Origin of the sequence: Nocardioides sp. OK12, from assembly GCF_024341885.1 — a bacterium.
GTDB lineage: Bacteria > Actinomycetota > Actinomycetes > Propionibacteriales > Nocardioidaceae > Nocardioides > Nocardioides marinisabuli.
In genome coordinates this window covers 528,172-543,366 of sequence record NZ_BNET01000001.1, presented here as the reverse complement: position 1 = coordinate 543,366, position 15,195 = coordinate 528,172, and the positions used below count along the sequence as shown (strand labels likewise).

The window sequence follows — 15,195 nt, the reverse complement described above, 5'->3', positions numbered from 1 at the left end:
GACTCCCGATCCGCCCTACCGAGCGTAGGGAGCCGCGGCGGGCCCCGGGAGGGTTCACAGGGTTAGATGGCCCAGAAGGACTAGTCATCGTGGACGCTCGGCCCCCTCCGGGGAGGCCGGCGCCGGTCGCGAGCGACCCGCTCAGGCCTCGGGCGGCTCGTCCTCGGAGGGCTGCAGCTCCTCGACGTTGACGTCCTTGAAGGTCAGCACCTTGACGTTCTTGGCGAAGCGCGCGGGGCGGTACATGTCCCACACCCACGCGTCGCTCATCGAGACCTCGAAGAACACGTCGCCCTGCTCGGTGCGTGCCTTCACGTCGACCTGGTTGCACAGGTAGAACCGGCGGTCGGTCTCGACGACGTACTTGAAGATCCCCACCACGTCGCGGTACTCGCGGTAGAGGGTCAGCTCCATCTCGGCCTCGTACTGCTCGAGCTCCTCGGCGCTCACACGTGCTCCTCACTCGACCGGCGGACCTGCTCGCCCACCCTCGCGGCGAGGTGGGCACTGGCATCGTAGACGTGTGCCAGCCACCTCGAGCGCGACTCCCCCGGGCCAGGGCCCGCCGCTGCCCGGTCGGGCGATCATGGACCAGTGGTGGCGCGACATCACGTTCCTGCACTGGCCCGTCGACCCCGCCGTGGTCGCGCCGATGATGCCCCGCGGGGTGCGCCCCGACCTGTACGACGGTGCCGCCTGGGTCGGCCTGATCCCGTTCCGGATGGTCGACGCGGGCGTCGGCGAGGGGCACCCGGCCCCGTGGCTGGGGACCTTCCTCGAGACCAACGTGCGCCTCTACTCCACCGACGACCGGGGCCGCCACGGCGTCGTCTTCCGCTCGCTCGACGCCGACCGCCTGGCCGTCGTCGCCGGGGCCAACGCCGGCTTCGGGGTGCCCTACAAGTGGGCCCGGATGTCGGCCGGACGGCGGGACGGCGGGTGGCGCTACGAGATGCGCCGTCGCACCGGCGGGCGCCCTCGCAGCGTCATCGACGTCGAGGTCGGCGAGCCGGTCGACCCCGACCCGCTGGAGCTGTTCCTCACCGCCCGCTTCGGCCTGCACACCTCCGTGCTCGGGCGCACCCTGTGGGTGCCCAACACGCACGGTCCCTGGCCGCTGCACCGCGCCCGGGTGCGCGAGCTGCACGACGGGCTGGTGACCGCCGCCGGCCTGCCCGGCGTCGCGACCACCCCTCCCGTCTCGGTGCTGCACTCGCCCGGTGTGCGCACCCGGTTCGGGACGCCCCAGCCGGTGCGGTGAACCCGGCTGTCGCGATGGACCGGGCGGACCGGGCCCCGGGTGGGCACACTGGGGCCATGGACGAGACGAACGTGGTGGCGATGCCGCAGCGGAGCCCGCGCCCGGCACGCCCCACGCGCGACAGCGACCCGGAGCGGATCCGCGCGGCCCGCGCCCTCGAGGCGGCCCGAGCCGGGGCCGAGTCGGACCTGGACGACGTGCGGGTCGAGGACATCGACGCCGCGCTGCGCGAGCAGCGGCGGCGCGGGCTGCGCAGCGTCTAGGTCACGCCGAGCGCCGCGACCGACGCCTGATCCCTTCCTCAGGAGGGCAGCCCGGCCGCCCGGCGCACGTTGACGAAGCGCATCCGGTGCACCGGCGAGGGACCGTGCTCCTCGAGCGCGCGAGTGTGGGTGTCGGTGATGTAGCCCTTGTGCGTCTTGAAGTCGTACGCCGGCCAGTCGCGGTCGAGGTCGCGCATCAGGCGGTCGCGGGTCACCTTCGCGAGCACCGACGCGGCCGAGATGCACGCCGCGACCCGGTCGCCCTTCCACACCGCGAGCCCCGGCACGCCGAGCCCGTCGACGGGGAAGCCGTCGGTGAGCACGTAGTCGGCGGGCACGTCGAGCAGGGCCACCGCCCGTCGCAGCGCCTCGATGTTGGCCACGTGCATGCCCAGGCGGTCGCACTCCTCGTGGGAGACCACCACGACCGACCAGGCGACGGCGCGCCGCACGACCTGGTCGTAGCAGCGCTCGCGGGCCTTCTCGGTGAGCAGCTTGGAGTCGGCGAGCCCCGGCACGATCCCGCTGCGCCCGGGCGGCAGGATGCAGGCGCCGGCGACCAGGGGCCCCGCGCAGGCCCCGCGACCGGCCTCGTCGACGCCGGCGACGGCCTCGAGCCCGTGGCGGCGCAGGGCGCGCTCGTAGCCGTAGAGCCCGGCGTCGCGCCGGACCGTGGACCCCTTCGGCAGCAGCGACATGCTCGGGCCCCTAGGAGGCGTCCGGCACGTCGTCGAACGCGTCGGTGGCCTCGAGACCCCCGAAGCGGTCGGTGGGCCACAGCAGCAGCCACACCTTGCCGACGACCAGGTCGGTGGAGACGTACTCGTCGCCGGGCACGCACTCGGTCTCGTCCTCGAGGCACATGTGCACCGTCGAGTCGGCCGAGCGGCCGCGGTTGTCACCCATCACGAAGACCGATCCCTCGGGCACCGGGCCGGCCTTCCAGGAGCAGTTGCCGGTCATCGGCCCCCGGCAGCCGCGCACCCGCTTGTCCTCCAGGACGTACTCGTCCTCGTCGAGGGCCACCCCGTTGACCACCAGGCGCTTCCGGTCGTCGCAGCACACGATGGTGTCGCCCTCGACGCCCACCACGCGCTTGACCAGGAACCCGGTGTCGGGCAGCAGCCCGATCGCGGCGAGCGCCCCGGAGACGGGGTTCGTCGGCTCGTCGACCTCGCCGCTGGTCAGCCAGCCGCCCGGGTCCTCGAAGACCACGACGTCGCCCCGCTCGACCTCGCCGCCGAACCAGCCCGACCACTTCTCGACCAGGATGCGGTCGTCCTCGACGAGACCGGGCTCCATGGACTCGGAGGGGATGTAGAAGGCCTGCACCACGAACGACTTCAGCAGCAGCGCGATGACCACCGCGAGGCCCAGCAGCAGCACCGACTCCAGCCACAGCGGCAGTTCACGGCGGCTCTGGTCACGCGCCGCGGCGACCCGCTCGGCCGGGGACGGCACGACCCCGCCGCCCTGGGTGGTCGGGCGTGCGGGGTCGTGGTCGTCGCTGCTCACGCGGCGAGTGTAGAGAAGGGGTCGCGGATCAGAACTCGCGACGCTCCTTGATCTTCGCAGCCTTGCCGCGCAGGTTGCGCAGGTAGTAGAGCTTCGCGCGACGCACGTCACCGCGGGTGACGACCTCGATGGTCTCGAAGATCGGGGAGTGCAGCGGGAAGGTGCGCTCGACGCCGACGCCGAAGGAGACCTTGCGGACGGTGAAGGTGCGGCCGACGCCGGAGCCCTGCACGCGGATCACGACGCCCTGGAAGATCTGCACGCGCGAGCGCGAGCCCTCGATGACCTTCACGTGCACCTTGACGGTGTCACCGGCGCGGAAGTGGGGGTTGTCGTCGCGCTTGATCTCGTTGCCGAGCTGGGCGACCAGGTTGTTGCTCATGGTGTCTCCTCGCGAGTGCCACAGATCAGCCGCGGAATCAGGTGGTGCTGGAACGGACGTGCCTGCCCTGAGCTCCGGTGGCGTGGGCCGCCCTCTGTGGCAGGCGTCCGACGCGGGCCCCCCGTGCGTTCCTCGGGGCTGCCCTCCGGTCCGGCAGGACCAGCGTCGAAGTCTGCCACAGGCGCGACCCCCGGCCGAAATCAGCCGCGGCCCGTGCGCCGCCGTGCCTTGGTCAGCACCGCGGGCCCCGACGGCCCGTCGAGGACCTCGCGCACCCGGTAGCCGGCCCGCTTGTAGCGCCGCAGGTTGGCCTCGCTGTCCTTGCCGGTCACCAGCCGGTACGTCGTCGCCGACGGCGCAGCGACCCGTTCGGCGTGCTCGAGCAGCACGCGGCCCAGCCCGCGGCCCTGGAGGTCGGGGGCGACCATCAGCCGCCCGATCTCCCAGGTGGTGCCGTCGAGGCGGCCCCGCACCGAGCCCACCAGCCGCCCGGCGACCCGCACGACGTAGGTGTCCCACTCGGCCAGGGACGCGGCGGTGTCGGCGGTGCTCTCGTGCAGCGGCGGGATGGTCAGGTCGTCGTTGAGCAGCGCCTCGCCCACCCAGCAGGCCAGGGTCAGCACGTGCAGCTCGGCGACGTCGCCGGGCGCGGCCGGGAGCACCTCCCACTCCCCCGCCACGTGGCTGGCGTGCAGCAGGTCGGGGCGGCGCTCGGCGGTGCGGGCCAGTGACTGCTCGTGGCGCCAGGCGGCGATGGCCGCGTGGTTGCCGCTGAGCAGCACCGGCGGGACGTCGTGGCCGCGCCACGACGAGGGCTTGGTGTAGACGGGGTACTCCAGCAGCCCCTGCTCGTGGGACTCCTCCTCGAGCGAGGCGGCGTTGCCCATGAAGCCGGGCAGCAGGCGCACCACGGCCTCGGTGACGGCCAGCGCGGCCACCTCGCCCCCGTTGAGGACGTAGTCGCCCAGGGAGACCTCGACGACCTCCTCGACGTCCTCGCGCTCGCGGGCGTGGTCGAGCACGCGCTGGTCGATGCCCTCGTAGCGGCCGCAGGCGAACAGCAGCCGCGGCCGGGTCGACAGCTCGCGGGCCAGCGCCTGGGTCAGCGGGCGTCCGGCGGGGCTGGGCACCACCACGGTGGCCGGGTGCGGGTCCTGGCCCAGCAGCTCGTCGAGCGCCTCGCCCCACGGCTCGGGCCGCATCACCATGCCGGCGCCGCCGCCGTACGGCGTGTCGTCGACGGTGCGGTGCCGGTCGCGGGTCCAACCGCGCAGGTCGTGCACGTGCACCTCGACCAGCCCGCGCGCGGCCGCCTTGCCCGGCAGGGAGAGCCCCAGGGGGGCCAGGTAGTCGGGGAAGATCGTGAGGTAGTCCAGGCGCACGGGCGTCAGTCGTCCTCGGGCAGCGGCGTGACCAGCCCGGGGCGGTCGGCCACGACCACGCGGCCCGCGGCCAGGTCGACCTCGGGCACCAGCGCGGCGACGAAGGGCACCAGCGTGTCGCGCCCGTCGAGGGCCTTGACGCCCAGGAGGTCCTGCGCCCCGCCGTGCACCACCGAGCTGACCGTGCCGAGCGCGGTGCCGTCGGTGTCGACCACGGCGAGCCCGACCAGCTGGTGGTCGTAGAACTCCTCCGGGTCCTCGGGGGTGGCGTCGGCGGGCAGCTGGGCGTGCAGCACGATCCCGCGGGCCGCCTCGGCGGCGTTGCGGTCGCCGATCTCCTCGAAGGTCGCCAGCAGCACGCCCTGGTGCCAGCGGGTGCGCGCGACCCGCAGGGTGCGCCAGGTCACCGCCGACCCGCGCGGCTTCTCGACCTCAAGGACGGCGCCGTCGGCGAAGCGCAGCGCCGGCTCGTCGGTGCGCACGTCGACGGTCACCTCGCCCTTCAGGCCGTGGGGCTTGCCGAGCCTGCCCACCACCACGTCGATGGTCTCCACCGCTGTCTCCTGTCGAAATGACGCCGACCCGCCCAGGTGTCCCGGGCGGGTCGACGTGAGTGTGCTCAGTGCTGGTGCTGGGCTCAGCGGCGGCGGTCGACGTCGACGAAGTCGACGCGTGCCCCGCCACGGCCGGCGAGCGCACCGATGACGGTGCGGAACGCCGAGGCGGTGCGACCGCCCCGCCCGATCACCTTGCCGAGGTCGTCGGGGTGGACCCGGACCTCGAGGACCGAGCCACGGCGCAGCTCCTTGTCACGCACGCTGACGTCGTCGGGGTTGTCGACGATGCCGCGCACGAGGTGCTCCAGCGCCTCGGCGAGCATGGCGCTCAGCCCTCCGCCTTGGTCGCGTCGTCGGCGGTGGTCTCCGCCTCGGCGGCCGCAGCCGGCTCCTCGGCCTTGGCCTCGGACTTGTCGTCAGCCTTCTCGTCGGCCTTGGCGTCGGCCTTCTCGTCAGCCTTGTCGTCGGCCTTGGCCTCGGACTTCTTGGCGGCCGACTTCTTGGTCGTCGCGGCGGCGCCGGACGAGCCGTGCGCCTCCTTGAGGGCCTCGTTGAAGATCTCGAGCTTGTCGCGCTTGGCGTCAGCGGTCTTCAGCGTGCCCTCGGCGCCCGGGAGGCCGTGGTACTTCTGGAAGTCACCGGTGATCTTGAGGATCGCGGCGACCGCGTCGCTGGGCTGGGCGCCGACGGAGAGCCAGTACTGGGCCCGGTCGGAGACGACGTCGATGTACGACGGGTCCTCCTTGGGGTGGTACTTGCCGATCTCCTCGATCACTCGACCGTCGCGCTTCTTGCGCGAGTCGACGACGACGATGCGGTACTGCGGCACCCGGACCTTGCCCAGGCGCTTCAAACGGATCTTGACGGCCACGGTTGTGGTGTCTCCTTGATGTCGTGTGTGGTGAGGGCCGGGGCTCCAGGTGGGGACCGGGACTCGACTCCTCGATGGGCTCCACGCGATCGGTTGAGAGGGGCCGAACGCGCAGGACTCAGCGTGGAATGATGCCAGACGTCACCGGGCGGGGACGAATCGCCTCCCGTGCGACGTGCGCTCAGGCGACCACGCGGCCCCGCAGCACCACGCGGGTGGGTTCCCACAGCACCGTCAGGTCCTGTGCCGGGTCGCGGTCGTAGACGACGAAGTCGGCCGAGGCGCCCTCGACGAGGCCCTCGAAGCCCAGCCACTCGCGTGCGCGCCACGACGCGGCGGCCAGCACCTCGGCGGCCGGCAGGCCCATCTGCGCCATCGCCAGCACCTCGCCGGCCAGGTGGCCGTGGCGCTGGGCTCCCCCGCCGTCGCTGCCGACGTAGAGCGCCACCCCGGCCTCGTGGGCCGACATCAGCACCTCGCGGCGCCGGGCGTGCAGCTCGTCCATGGTCGCGGCGTACGCCGGGAACTTCTCGCGGCCCTGGGCGGCGAACTCGGGGAACTTGTCGGTCTGCATCACCGTCGGCACCAGCGCCACCCCCGTGGCCGCCATCTGCTCGACCTGGTCGAGGGCGAGACCGGTGCCGTGCTCGATGCAGTCGATGCCGGCGTCGAGAAGACCCTGCAGGACCTCGTGGCCGAAGCAGTGCGCGGTCACCTTGGCACCGTGCTCGTGGGCCACCCCGATCGCCTCGGCGAGGCTCTCGGGCGGGAACGAGGGCGCCAGGTCGCCGGTCTCGCGCGAGATCCAGTCCCCCACCAGCTTGACCCAGCCGTCGCCGGCGTCGGCCTCCTGGGCGACGTACGCCGACAGCTGCTCGGGCTCGACCTCGTGGGCGTAGCTGCGGATGTAGCGCCGGGTGCGGGCGATGTGGCGCCCGGCGCGCACCAGCCGCGGCAGGTCGTCGCGCTCGTGCACCCACCGGGTGTCGGCCGGGGAGCCGCAGTCGCGCAGCAGCAGCGCGCCGGCGTCGCGGTCGGCCAGCGCCTGCCCCTCGATCTCGGACTCCTCGACCGCGCCGTGGTCCTCGAGGCCGAGGTGGTTGTGGGCGTCGACGAGGCCCGGCACGATCCAGCCGCGCGCCGCGGTCTCGGCGCCGGGCTGCGGCTCGAAGGTGATCCGGCCGTCGACGACGTAGAGGTCACGGCTCTCGCCGTCGGGCAGGACCGGACCGGAGAACTTCAGCGCGCTCATGCCCGCGAGGCTAGCGGCCCGTCGGCGACCGGGTGGGGGCTCAGCCGTGCTCGAGCGTGTCGAGCTGGTCGAGCAGCCAGGTCGGGCCGACGACGGTGGCACCGGTCGCGGTGACGTTGGCGGCCAGGGCCCGGTCGGCGGTGACCACGGTGACCGTGCAGCCGCGAGCGCTGGCGCGCTGGGCCTCGGCCAGGATGGTCACGTCGCCCTCCTTCGGGGCGTGCACGATGCGCACGTGGGCGTCCTTGCCGGGGCGCGCGCCGCCGCGGGCACCGCCCTCGAGGACCATCACGATCTCGTCGCCCGGCACGTCGGCGACCAGCAGCGCCTCGTGCAGGCGCCGGGTCGCCGCGGCGCGGTCCTTCCACCACCCGTCGGGCCGGCTGCCGACCACGTTGGCCGAGTCGACCACCACCACGGACCTCACTTGAGGAACTTCGAGAAGTCCTTGGGCAGGTTGAGGTCGGCCGCCGCCTGCTCGTAGTCGACCGTCTCACCGCCCGGGGTGCCGAAGGGGTTGGCCGGCGCCGCGGCCGCCTTCTCCTTGGCCGCCTGCGCCTCCTGGGCGGCCTTGGCCGGGTTGCCGGACCTCTTGGCGCCCTTGCCCTTCTTCTGCTGCGGCTTGGCCTTGCCGCGCTTGCCGCCGCCCATGCCGGGCATCCCCGGCATGCCGGGCATCCCGGGCATCCCGCCGCCGCGCGCCATCTGCATCATCATCTTGCGCGCCTCGAAGAAGCGGTCGACGAGCTGGTTGACGTCGGAGACCTGGCGGCCGCAGCCCTTGGCGATGCGGGCGCGGCGCGAGCCGTCGATCATCTTGGGGTTGGCCCGCTCGGCCGGCGTCATCGACTGGATGATCGCCTGCACGCGGTCGATCTCGCGCTCGTCGAAGTTCTCCAGCTGCTCGCGGAACTGGCCCATCCCGGGCAGCATCCCCATGATCTTCGACATCGAGCCGAGCTTGCGCACCTGCTGCATCTGCTCGAGGAAGTCGTCGAGCGTGAACTCCCCGCCCTGCCCGCTCAGCTTCTGCGCGGCCTTGAGGGCCTGCTCGGAGTCGAAGCTCTTCTCGGCCTGCTCGATCAGGGTCATCACGTCACCCATGTCGAGGATGCGCGAGGCCATGCGGTCGGGGTGGAAGAGGTCGAAGTCGGTCAGCTTCTCGCCGTTGGAGGCGAACATGACCGGCTTGCCGGTGATCGAGGCGATCGAGAGCGCGGCGCCGCCGCGGGCGTCGCCGTCGAGCTTGGTGAGCACGACGCCGTCGTAGCCCACGCCGTCGAGGAAGGACTGCGCCGTGACGACGGCGTCCTGGCCGATCATCGCGTCGACGACGAACAGCACCTCGTCGGGGGTGACGGCGTCGCGGATGTCGGAGGCCTGCTTCATCAGCTCGGCGTCGATGCCCAGGCGGCCGGCGGTGTCGACGATGACCACGTCGTGCAGCGTGCGCTTGGCCTCCTCGATCGAGCCGCGCGCCACGGCGACCGGGTCGCCGACGCCGTTGCCGGGCTCGGGCGCGAAGACGGTCACGCCGACGCGCTCACCGTTGACCTGCAGCTGCTTGACCGCGTTGGGGCGCTGGAGGTCGGCGGCCACGAGCATCGGGGACTTGCCCTGCTCCTTGAGCCACAGCGCGAGCTTGGCGGCCAGCGTCGTCTTGCCGGCGCCCTGGAGGCCGGCGAGCATGATGACGGTGGGGCCGTTCTTGGCGTAGCGCAGCCGGCGGGTCTCCCCGCCCAGGATCGTCACGAGCTCCTCGTTGACGATCTTGATGATCTGCTGGGCCGGGTTCAGCGCCCCGCTGACCTCCTCGCCGCGGGCCCGCTCCTTGACCGCGCCGACGAACTCCTTGACCACCGGCAGGGCGACGTCGGCCTCGAGCAGCGCGATGCGGATCTCGCGCGCGGTGGCGTCGATGTCGGCCTCGGACAGGCGACCCTTCCCCCGGAGGTTCTTGAAGGTGTCGGCGAGCCGGTCGGACAGTGTGGCGAACAAGGGCGTCCCTCGGTGTGTCGGCGGAGCGGGGTGGAGGCTCCAGACTAACGGGGCTCCACGGTGAGAGCCGCACGGACGGCGTGCGCGGCGTCGGCGGCGCGGGTCTCGGAGAGGACCCCGGCCGCCGCCTCCTGCAGGTAGAACACGTCGACGGCCTGCGGCCCGAGGGTCTCCACGTGCGCGGAGCGCACCGCCACGTCGAGCTGGGCCAGGGCCGCGCAGACGCGGTGCACGACGCCGGGCTGGTCCGCGGCACGCACCTCGAGCACGGTGGCCTGCCGCGAGGCGTCGGGCCGCACCTCGACGGTGGGCGCCAGCGCCTTCGGGTCGGGCCGCAGCCGGCTGGCGGGGTCGACGCGGCCCTCGGCGATCGCGGCGTACCGCTCGCGCAGGTAGGGCACGTCGAGGCCGGGCTCGGCGACCTCCCAGACCGAGACGCTGTAGACGTCCTGGGCCCAGGCCCGCGCCGCGCGCACCGGGATGCGCTGCAGGGCGAAGAGACCAGAGAAGTCGGCGAGGAGACCGACGCGGTCGGGGGCGACGGCGGTGACGCGGGTGCCGTCGGGGGTCGCCTCGACGGCGAAGTGGACCGCGCCGTTGCGCACCTCGCGCGGGATCTCGACCTCCTCGTCGGCGACCGGCGGCAGGCTCCGGCCCGTGTCGAGGGCGGTGTGGGTGCGCCGCGAGAGCTCCAGGACCAGGCCGGCGCGCCACGTCGACCACGCCTGGGGCGAGGCGGCCTTGGCGTCGGCCTCGGTCAGCGCGGTCAGCAGCGACAGCGCCTCGGTCGACCCGACCCGCGAAGCGACCCGCTCGACGGTGGCCGGGTCGTCGTGGTCGCGGGTGGTCGCGGTCTCGGCGAGCAGCAGGTGCCAGCGCACCAGCCCGGCGATCAGGTCGACGGAGGCCGGCTCGAAGCCCATCCGGGTGGCGATGTCGCGGGCGATGGGCTCGCCCGCCACGCTGTGCTCGGTCAGGCTGCCCTTGCCGATGTCGTGCAGCAGGGCGGCGACCATGAGCACGTCGGGCCGGTTGACCTGGCGGATCAGCGACGACGCCTCGATGCAGGTCTCCACCACGTGCCGGTCGACGGTGAAGCGGTGGATCGCCGAGGCGTGCGGGAGCAGCCGGATGCGCTCCCACTCGGGCAGCAGCCGGGGCAGCGCGCCGGTCTCCTCGAGGGTCTCCCAGACCGGCAGCAGCCCCCGGCCCGAGGCCAGCAGCCGCACCAGCTGGTGGCGCGCCTCGGCGGGCCACGGCACCGGCAGGTCGGCGACCTCCCGCGCCAGGCGGGCGGCGGTGGGCGGGGCGAGCACGGCGTCCATCTCCGCGGCCGCGGCGGCGGCGCGCAGCAGCAGCACCGGGTCCTCGGCGGGCTTGGCCTTGCGGTCCAGCACGATCTCGCGCCCGGCCAGCGCGACGCCCGGCGCGATCGGGAACAGCGTGGGGGTGCGCGCGGTGCGCACCGAGACCGGGCGGGCCAGGAAGTCGTCGACGCGGCGCCAGCTCAGCCGCGAGAGGTGGGTGATGCGCCGGCCCAGCGTGCGCACGTGCACCTGGGCGTCGCGGGCGTCGTCCATCCCCAGCCCGGTGGCCAGCTCGCTCCACATCTCGGGGTGGATCCGGTCGCTGGCGCGCCCGGCGGTGGCCTGCACCAGGTCGCGGACGTCGAGCAGCGCCTGGCGCCCCCGCTCGAGGTCGGTGTGGGGGACGTCGACGAGCCAGGTGGCCACCAGGGCCCGCAGCACCGTCGCGTCGCGCAGCCCGCCCTCGGCCTCCTTCACGTCGGGCACCGACATGTGGGCCAGCTCGCCGACCAGCTCGTGGCGCCCGCGCACCAGCTCGCGCAGGGCCGGCAGCCGCTCCCGGGCGTGGCGGCGCCACTGCGCCAGCACCGTGGCGCGCAGCCGCAGCGTCAGGTTGGCGTCCCCGGCCAGGTGGCGCACGTCGAGCAGGCCGAGCGCGACGCGGAGGTCGGCCTCGGCGGCGGCGAGCATCTGCGGGACCTCGCGCACGGAGTGGTCGATGGTGGTGCCGGAGTCCCACAGCGGGTACCACAGCTTCTCGGCGACCTCGCCGGCCTCGACCCCCTCGTCGAGCACCAGCACGACGTCGAGGTCGGAGTGCGGCGCCAGCTCGCGGCGGCCGTAGCCGCCCACCGCGACCAGCGCACTGCCCACGTCGGCGCCGCCCGCCTTCTCGTACGCCGCGGCGCACAGCGCGTCGGCCTCGGTCGTGCGCTCCTCCCGCTCGGTGGCCGTCACGTCGGTCTCCTCGGGTCGGGGCGGGGCTGGTGCGGGTGCTGGTGCGGGGGCTGGTGCGGGGGCTGGTGGTGGTCCCCGATCATGCCGGACGCGACGACGGCCCGGCCCACCGCAGGGGTGGACCGGGCCGTCGTGGCTGTCACGGGCGCGTCACGGGGTGCATCACAGCGCGGAGGCGTCCCGGTCGCCGGTGCGGACCCGCACCACGCTGTCCACCGGGCTCGTCCAGACCTTGCCGTCACCGATCCGGCCGGTCTGCGCGGCCTTCACGATGATCCCGGACACGTCCTCGGCATCGGCGTCGTCGACGACGATCTCGAGCCGAATCTTCGGGACGAGCGCGACGTCGTACTCCGCGCCGCGGTAGACCTCGGTGTGGCCCTTCTGGCGGCCGTAGCCGCTGACCTCGCTGACGGTCATGCCGGCGACGCCGAAGGTCTCGAGGGCCTCGCGGACGTCCTCCCACTTGTGCGGCTTGATCACCGCGGTCACGAGCTTCATGCGTGTGCCCCTTCCGTGCGGGTGGAGGGATCGGGCCTCGTCGCAGCGGCGAACGCGCCGCCGCTGCTGCTGGAGAGGCTGGTGTTGAGATCGTAGGCGGACTCGCCGTGCTGGTCGAAGTCGATGCCCTCGACCTCGTCCTCCTCGTCGATGCGCCAGCCCATCGTGAACTTGATGGCCAGGGCGATCAGCAGCGTGGCCACACCGGACCAGGCCACCGCCACCAGGACGCCGAGCAGCTGGTCGACCAGGGAGCCGATGCCGCCGCCGTAGAACAGGCCGTCGACCGCGCCGCCGGCGATGTTGTCGCCCTCGGAGGCGGTGACCGAGAACAGGCCGATCATCAGGGTGCCGACGATGCCGCCGACCAGGTGGACGCCGACCACGTCGAGCGAGTCGTCGTAGTTGAGCTTGAACTTCAGGCCCACGGCCCAGGCGCACAGGGCACCGGAGACCAGGCCGATGGCCAGGGCGCCGAGGATGTTGACCGCACCGGCGGCCGGGGTGATCGCGACCAGGCCGGCGACGATGCCCGAGGCGGCACCCAGCGTGGTGGCCTTGCCGTGCAGCACCTTCTCCACGACCAGCCAGCCGATGATGGCGGCCATCGTGGCCAGCGTGGTGTTGGCGAAGGTGAGCCCGGTCTCGGCCAGGAACTGGTCGCTGGTGTCGAGGTCGTCGCTGAAGACGAGCGAGCCGACGTTGAAGCCGTACCAGCCGACCCACAGCAGGGCGGCGCCGAGCATGGTCAGCGTCAGGTTGTGCGGACGCATGGGCTCACGGCCGAAGCCGATCCGCTTGCCGATCACCAGGGCCAGCACCAGGCCGGCGACACCGGCGTTGATGTGCACCGCGGTGCCTCCGGCGTAGTCCTGGGCACCGATCTGCGTGCAGATCAGGGCGCCGTCGGTGCAGCCGAAGACCATGTGGGCCAGCGGGAAGTAGGACAGGGTCGCCCAGATCGGCACGAAGACCAGCCAGGCCGAGAACTTCACCCGGTCGGCGATCGCACCGCTGATCAGAGCGGTGGTGATCACCGCGAAGGTCAGCTGGAACATCATGAACGTGTAGCCGTCGTAACCCACGCCGTCGAGGGCGAAGTTGGCGAACGGCGAGTTGAAGAACGCGTCGATGCCCCCCTCGCCGCTGAACACCATCGAGTAGCCCCACAGCACCCAGATGATGCCGACGATCGCCATGGCGGCGTACGACATCATCATCATGTTCAGGACCGACTTCGACCGCGTCATACCGCCGTAGAAGAGGGCCAAGGCCGGGGTGGTCATCATCAGCACCAGCAGCGTGGCCACCAGCATGAACGCGTTGTAGCCGTCCACAGAACCTCCAAGATCAACTGCGAAGGACGCTCCCCCGGGGCCCCGACGGCGGTGTCGGAGCGGGGTGCGTCCCCATCAGGGCAGAGCCTGTCGCTGCTGTGTTTCGAGGTCCGGCGGCTGGTGTTACGGGCGGGCAACGAGTGCCCGCCCCGTGTTACACGCTCGTGAACTCAGCCGCCGAGCAGGGCGTCGACGAAGGCGCCGGCGTCGAACGGGGCCAGGTCGTCGGCCCCCTCGCCCAGGCCCACGAGCTTGACCGGCACGCCCAGCTCGCGCTGCACGGCGACGACGATGCCGCCCTTGGCCGACCCGTCGAGCTTGGTCAGCACGATGCCGGTCACGTCGACGGCGTCGCTGAAGACGCGGGCCTGGATCATGCCGTTCTGGCCGGTGGTGGCGTCGAGCACGAGCAGCACCTCGGTGACCGGCGCCTGCTTCTCCACCACCCGCTTGACCTTGCCGAGCTCGTCCATCAGGCCCTGCTTGTTCTGCAGCCGCCCGGCGGTGTCGACGATGACGGTGTCGACCCCGGCCCGGCGGCCCTCCTCCACGGCGCGGAACGCGACCGAGGCCGGGTCCGCGCCCTCCTCGCCCTTGACCGTCTCCACGCCGACCCGCTCGCCCCAGGTGCCGAGCTGCTCGACGGCGGCGGCACGGAAGGTGTCGGCCGCGCCCAGCACGACGCTGCGGTCCTCGGCGACCAGGATGCGCGCGATCTTGCCGACGGTGGTGGTCTTGCCGGCGCCGTTGACGCCGACGACCAGCACGACGCCGGGCTCGTCGCCCTCGCCGCTGACCCGCAGGGCGCGGTCCATGGTCGGGTCGACCAGCGCGAGCAGCTCCTCGCGCAGCACCGCGCGCGGGTCGGCCGAGCCCTCGACCCGCAGCCGGGTCCGCAGCCGCTCGACCAGCTCCTGGGTGGGGGCGACGCCGATGTCGGCGGTCAGCAGGGTGTCCTCGATGTCCTCCCAGGTGTCCTCGTCGAGCCGCTCGCGCGAGAGCAGGGCGAGCAGCCCCCGACCCAGGGTGCCCTGGGAGCCGGCGAGGCGCTGGCGCAGGCGCACCAGGCGCGAGGCCGTGCCCTCGGGGCGCTCGATCTCCGGCGCGGCCGGCTCGGCGGGGGCCTCGGGCTCGATCGTCGCCGGCGGGGCGCTCAGCTCGACCGGCGGGGCGTCGGGGTCGGCAGGGGGTGCGCCGAGGACGTCGGTGTGGGTGTCGGGCAGCGGTCCCGGCTTGCGCCGCCGGGTGACGACCAGGCCGGCGACGGCGCCCACGAGGGCGACGCCGACGACGGCGATGACGAGGATCACGAGGGCGAGGGCGTCCATGTCCCTCATCCAACCACCCGGTGCGGGGCGGTCGGCAGGCGGTCAGCGCCTGGTGGCGGACCCTCCGTCGTCGTCCTCGTCGTGCTCGCCCAGGGTGCGCACCGACCCGCGGGCGCGCTGCATGGCCCGGTCGAGCCAGCCCCCCGAGCCGGCGCCGTCACCGCGGTGCGGGACCGCGACGTAGTAGAGGACCAGGGCGGCGAGGGCGAGGATGACGACCATCGCGACGACGATCGGGATCACGGGCGTCTCCGGGGGGTGAGGACGAGCGGGGCGGACCACCC

At 73.1% G+C, this 15,195-nt stretch carries 18 protein-coding genes and 1 pseudogene; 2 read left to right on the top strand and 17 right to left on the bottom strand.

The window, feature by feature from the left end:
• Window positions 1-141: 141 nt before the first annotated feature.
• Window positions 142-450: a DUF2469 domain-containing protein gene (locus OCU29_RS02700; RefSeq protein ID WP_261818690.1), complete on the bottom strand. Its 309-nt coding sequence runs from the start codon at window positions 448-450 to the stop codon at window positions 142-144.
• 73 nt (window positions 451-523) lie between these two features.
• Here OCU29_RS02700 and OCU29_RS02695 point away from each other — a divergent pair, with 73 nt between their 5' ends.
• Window positions 524-1,261, top strand: coding sequence for a YqjF family protein (locus OCU29_RS02695; RefSeq protein ID WP_261818689.1), 738 nt, complete (start codon window positions 524-526; stop codon window positions 1,259-1,261).
• Between the two features lie 56 nt (window positions 1,262-1,317).
• Window positions 1,318-1,524: a hypothetical protein gene (locus OCU29_RS02690; protein WP_179615968.1), complete on the top strand. Its 207-nt coding sequence runs from the start codon at window positions 1,318-1,320 to the stop codon at window positions 1,522-1,524.
• A 38-nt stretch (window positions 1,525-1,562) separates the two neighbouring features.
• On the opposite strand, the gene OCU29_RS02685 is transcribed toward OCU29_RS02690, so the two are convergent.
• From OCU29_RS02685 to OCU29_RS02610, 16 genes and pseudogenes are all read right to left on the bottom strand, one after another.
• On the bottom strand, window positions 1,563-2,222 hold the full coding sequence (locus tag OCU29_RS02685) for a ribonuclease HII (RefSeq protein ID WP_179615967.1): 660 nt from the start codon (window positions 2,220-2,222) through the stop codon (window positions 1,563-1,565).
• A 10-nt stretch (window positions 2,223-2,232) separates the two neighbouring features.
• A complete protein-coding gene (gene lepB, locus OCU29_RS02680; RefSeq protein ID WP_261818688.1) occupies window positions 2,233-3,039 on the bottom strand; it encodes a signal peptidase I in 807 nt (268 codons plus the stop codon).
• Between the two features lie 28 nt (window positions 3,040-3,067).
• Window positions 3,068-3,421 carry a 50S ribosomal protein L19 gene (gene rplS / locus OCU29_RS02675; protein WP_179615966.1) on the bottom strand — a complete coding sequence of 118 codons (354 nt, stop codon included), beginning with the start codon at window positions 3,419-3,421 and terminating at the stop codon, window positions 3,068-3,070.
• A gap of 200 nt (window positions 3,422-3,621) precedes the next feature.
• Window positions 3,622-4,023, bottom strand: coding sequence for a GNAT family N-acetyltransferase (locus tag OCU29_RS02670; protein WP_261818908.1), 402 nt, complete (start codon window positions 4,021-4,023; stop codon window positions 3,622-3,624).
• A 93-nt stretch (window positions 4,024-4,116) separates the two neighbouring features.
• Window positions 4,117-4,803: pseudogene (gene trmD / locus OCU29_RS02665) on the bottom strand (tRNA (guanosine(37)-N1)-methyltransferase TrmD); the annotation flags it as partial.
• 5 nt (window positions 4,804-4,808) lie between these two features.
• Window positions 4,809-5,357, bottom strand: a complete 549-nt coding sequence (rimM, locus tag OCU29_RS02660; RefSeq protein WP_219633577.1) for a ribosome maturation factor RimM — start codon at window positions 5,355-5,357, stop codon at window positions 4,809-4,811.
• A gap of 83 nt (window positions 5,358-5,440) precedes the next feature.
• Complete coding sequence (locus OCU29_RS02655) at window positions 5,441-5,683, bottom strand: RNA-binding protein (protein WP_179615964.1); 243 nt, start codon at window positions 5,681-5,683, stop codon at window positions 5,441-5,443.
• A 5-nt stretch (window positions 5,684-5,688) separates the two neighbouring features.
• Window positions 5,689-6,231 carry a 30S ribosomal protein S16 gene (rpsP, locus tag OCU29_RS02650; protein ID WP_261818687.1) on the bottom strand — a complete coding sequence of 181 codons (543 nt, stop codon included), beginning with the start codon at window positions 6,229-6,231 and terminating at the stop codon, window positions 5,689-5,691.
• A 181-nt stretch (window positions 6,232-6,412) separates the two neighbouring features.
• Complete coding sequence (locus OCU29_RS02645; RefSeq protein WP_261818686.1) at window positions 6,413-7,483, bottom strand: amidohydrolase family protein; 1,071 nt, start codon at window positions 7,481-7,483, stop codon at window positions 6,413-6,415.
• Between the two features lie 40 nt (window positions 7,484-7,523).
• The gene (locus tag OCU29_RS02640) at window positions 7,524-7,910 is read right to left on the bottom strand and encodes a hypothetical protein (RefSeq protein WP_261818685.1); all 387 of its coding nucleotides are present in this window, start codon (window positions 7,908-7,910) and stop codon (window positions 7,524-7,526) included.
• On the bottom strand, window positions 7,907-9,481 hold the full coding sequence (gene ffh, locus OCU29_RS02635) for a signal recognition particle protein (RefSeq protein WP_179615960.1): 1,575 nt from the start codon (window positions 9,479-9,481) through the stop codon (window positions 7,907-7,909). Before ffh ends, OCU29_RS02640 begins: the two co-directional genes overlap by 4 nt.
• A 44-nt stretch (window positions 9,482-9,525) precedes the next feature.
• Window positions 9,526-11,745, bottom strand: coding sequence for a [protein-PII] uridylyltransferase (locus OCU29_RS02630; RefSeq protein ID WP_261818684.1), 2,220 nt, complete (start codon window positions 11,743-11,745; stop codon window positions 9,526-9,528).
• Between the two features lie 162 nt (window positions 11,746-11,907).
• On the bottom strand, window positions 11,908-12,246 hold the full coding sequence (locus OCU29_RS02625) for a P-II family nitrogen regulator (protein ID WP_179615958.1): 339 nt from the start codon (window positions 12,244-12,246) through the stop codon (window positions 11,908-11,910).
• Window positions 12,243-13,583 (bottom strand): ammonium transporter, encoded by a 1,341-nt coding sequence (locus OCU29_RS02620; protein WP_261818683.1) that lies wholly within the window; start codon window positions 13,581-13,583, stop codon window positions 12,243-12,245. The genes OCU29_RS02625 and OCU29_RS02620 overlap by 4 nt, the downstream gene beginning before the upstream one ends.
• Window positions 13,584-13,753: 170 nt before the next feature.
• Window positions 13,754-14,920: a signal recognition particle-docking protein FtsY gene (ftsY, locus tag OCU29_RS02615; RefSeq protein ID WP_370463645.1), complete on the bottom strand. Its 1,167-nt coding sequence runs from the start codon at window positions 14,918-14,920 to the stop codon at window positions 13,754-13,756.
• A gap of 33 nt (window positions 14,921-14,953) precedes the next feature.
• Entirely contained in the window at window positions 14,954-15,154 is a 201-nt protein-coding gene (locus OCU29_RS02610; RefSeq protein ID WP_261818681.1) for a hypothetical protein, read from the bottom strand.
• Window positions 15,155-15,195 lie beyond the last annotated feature (41 nt).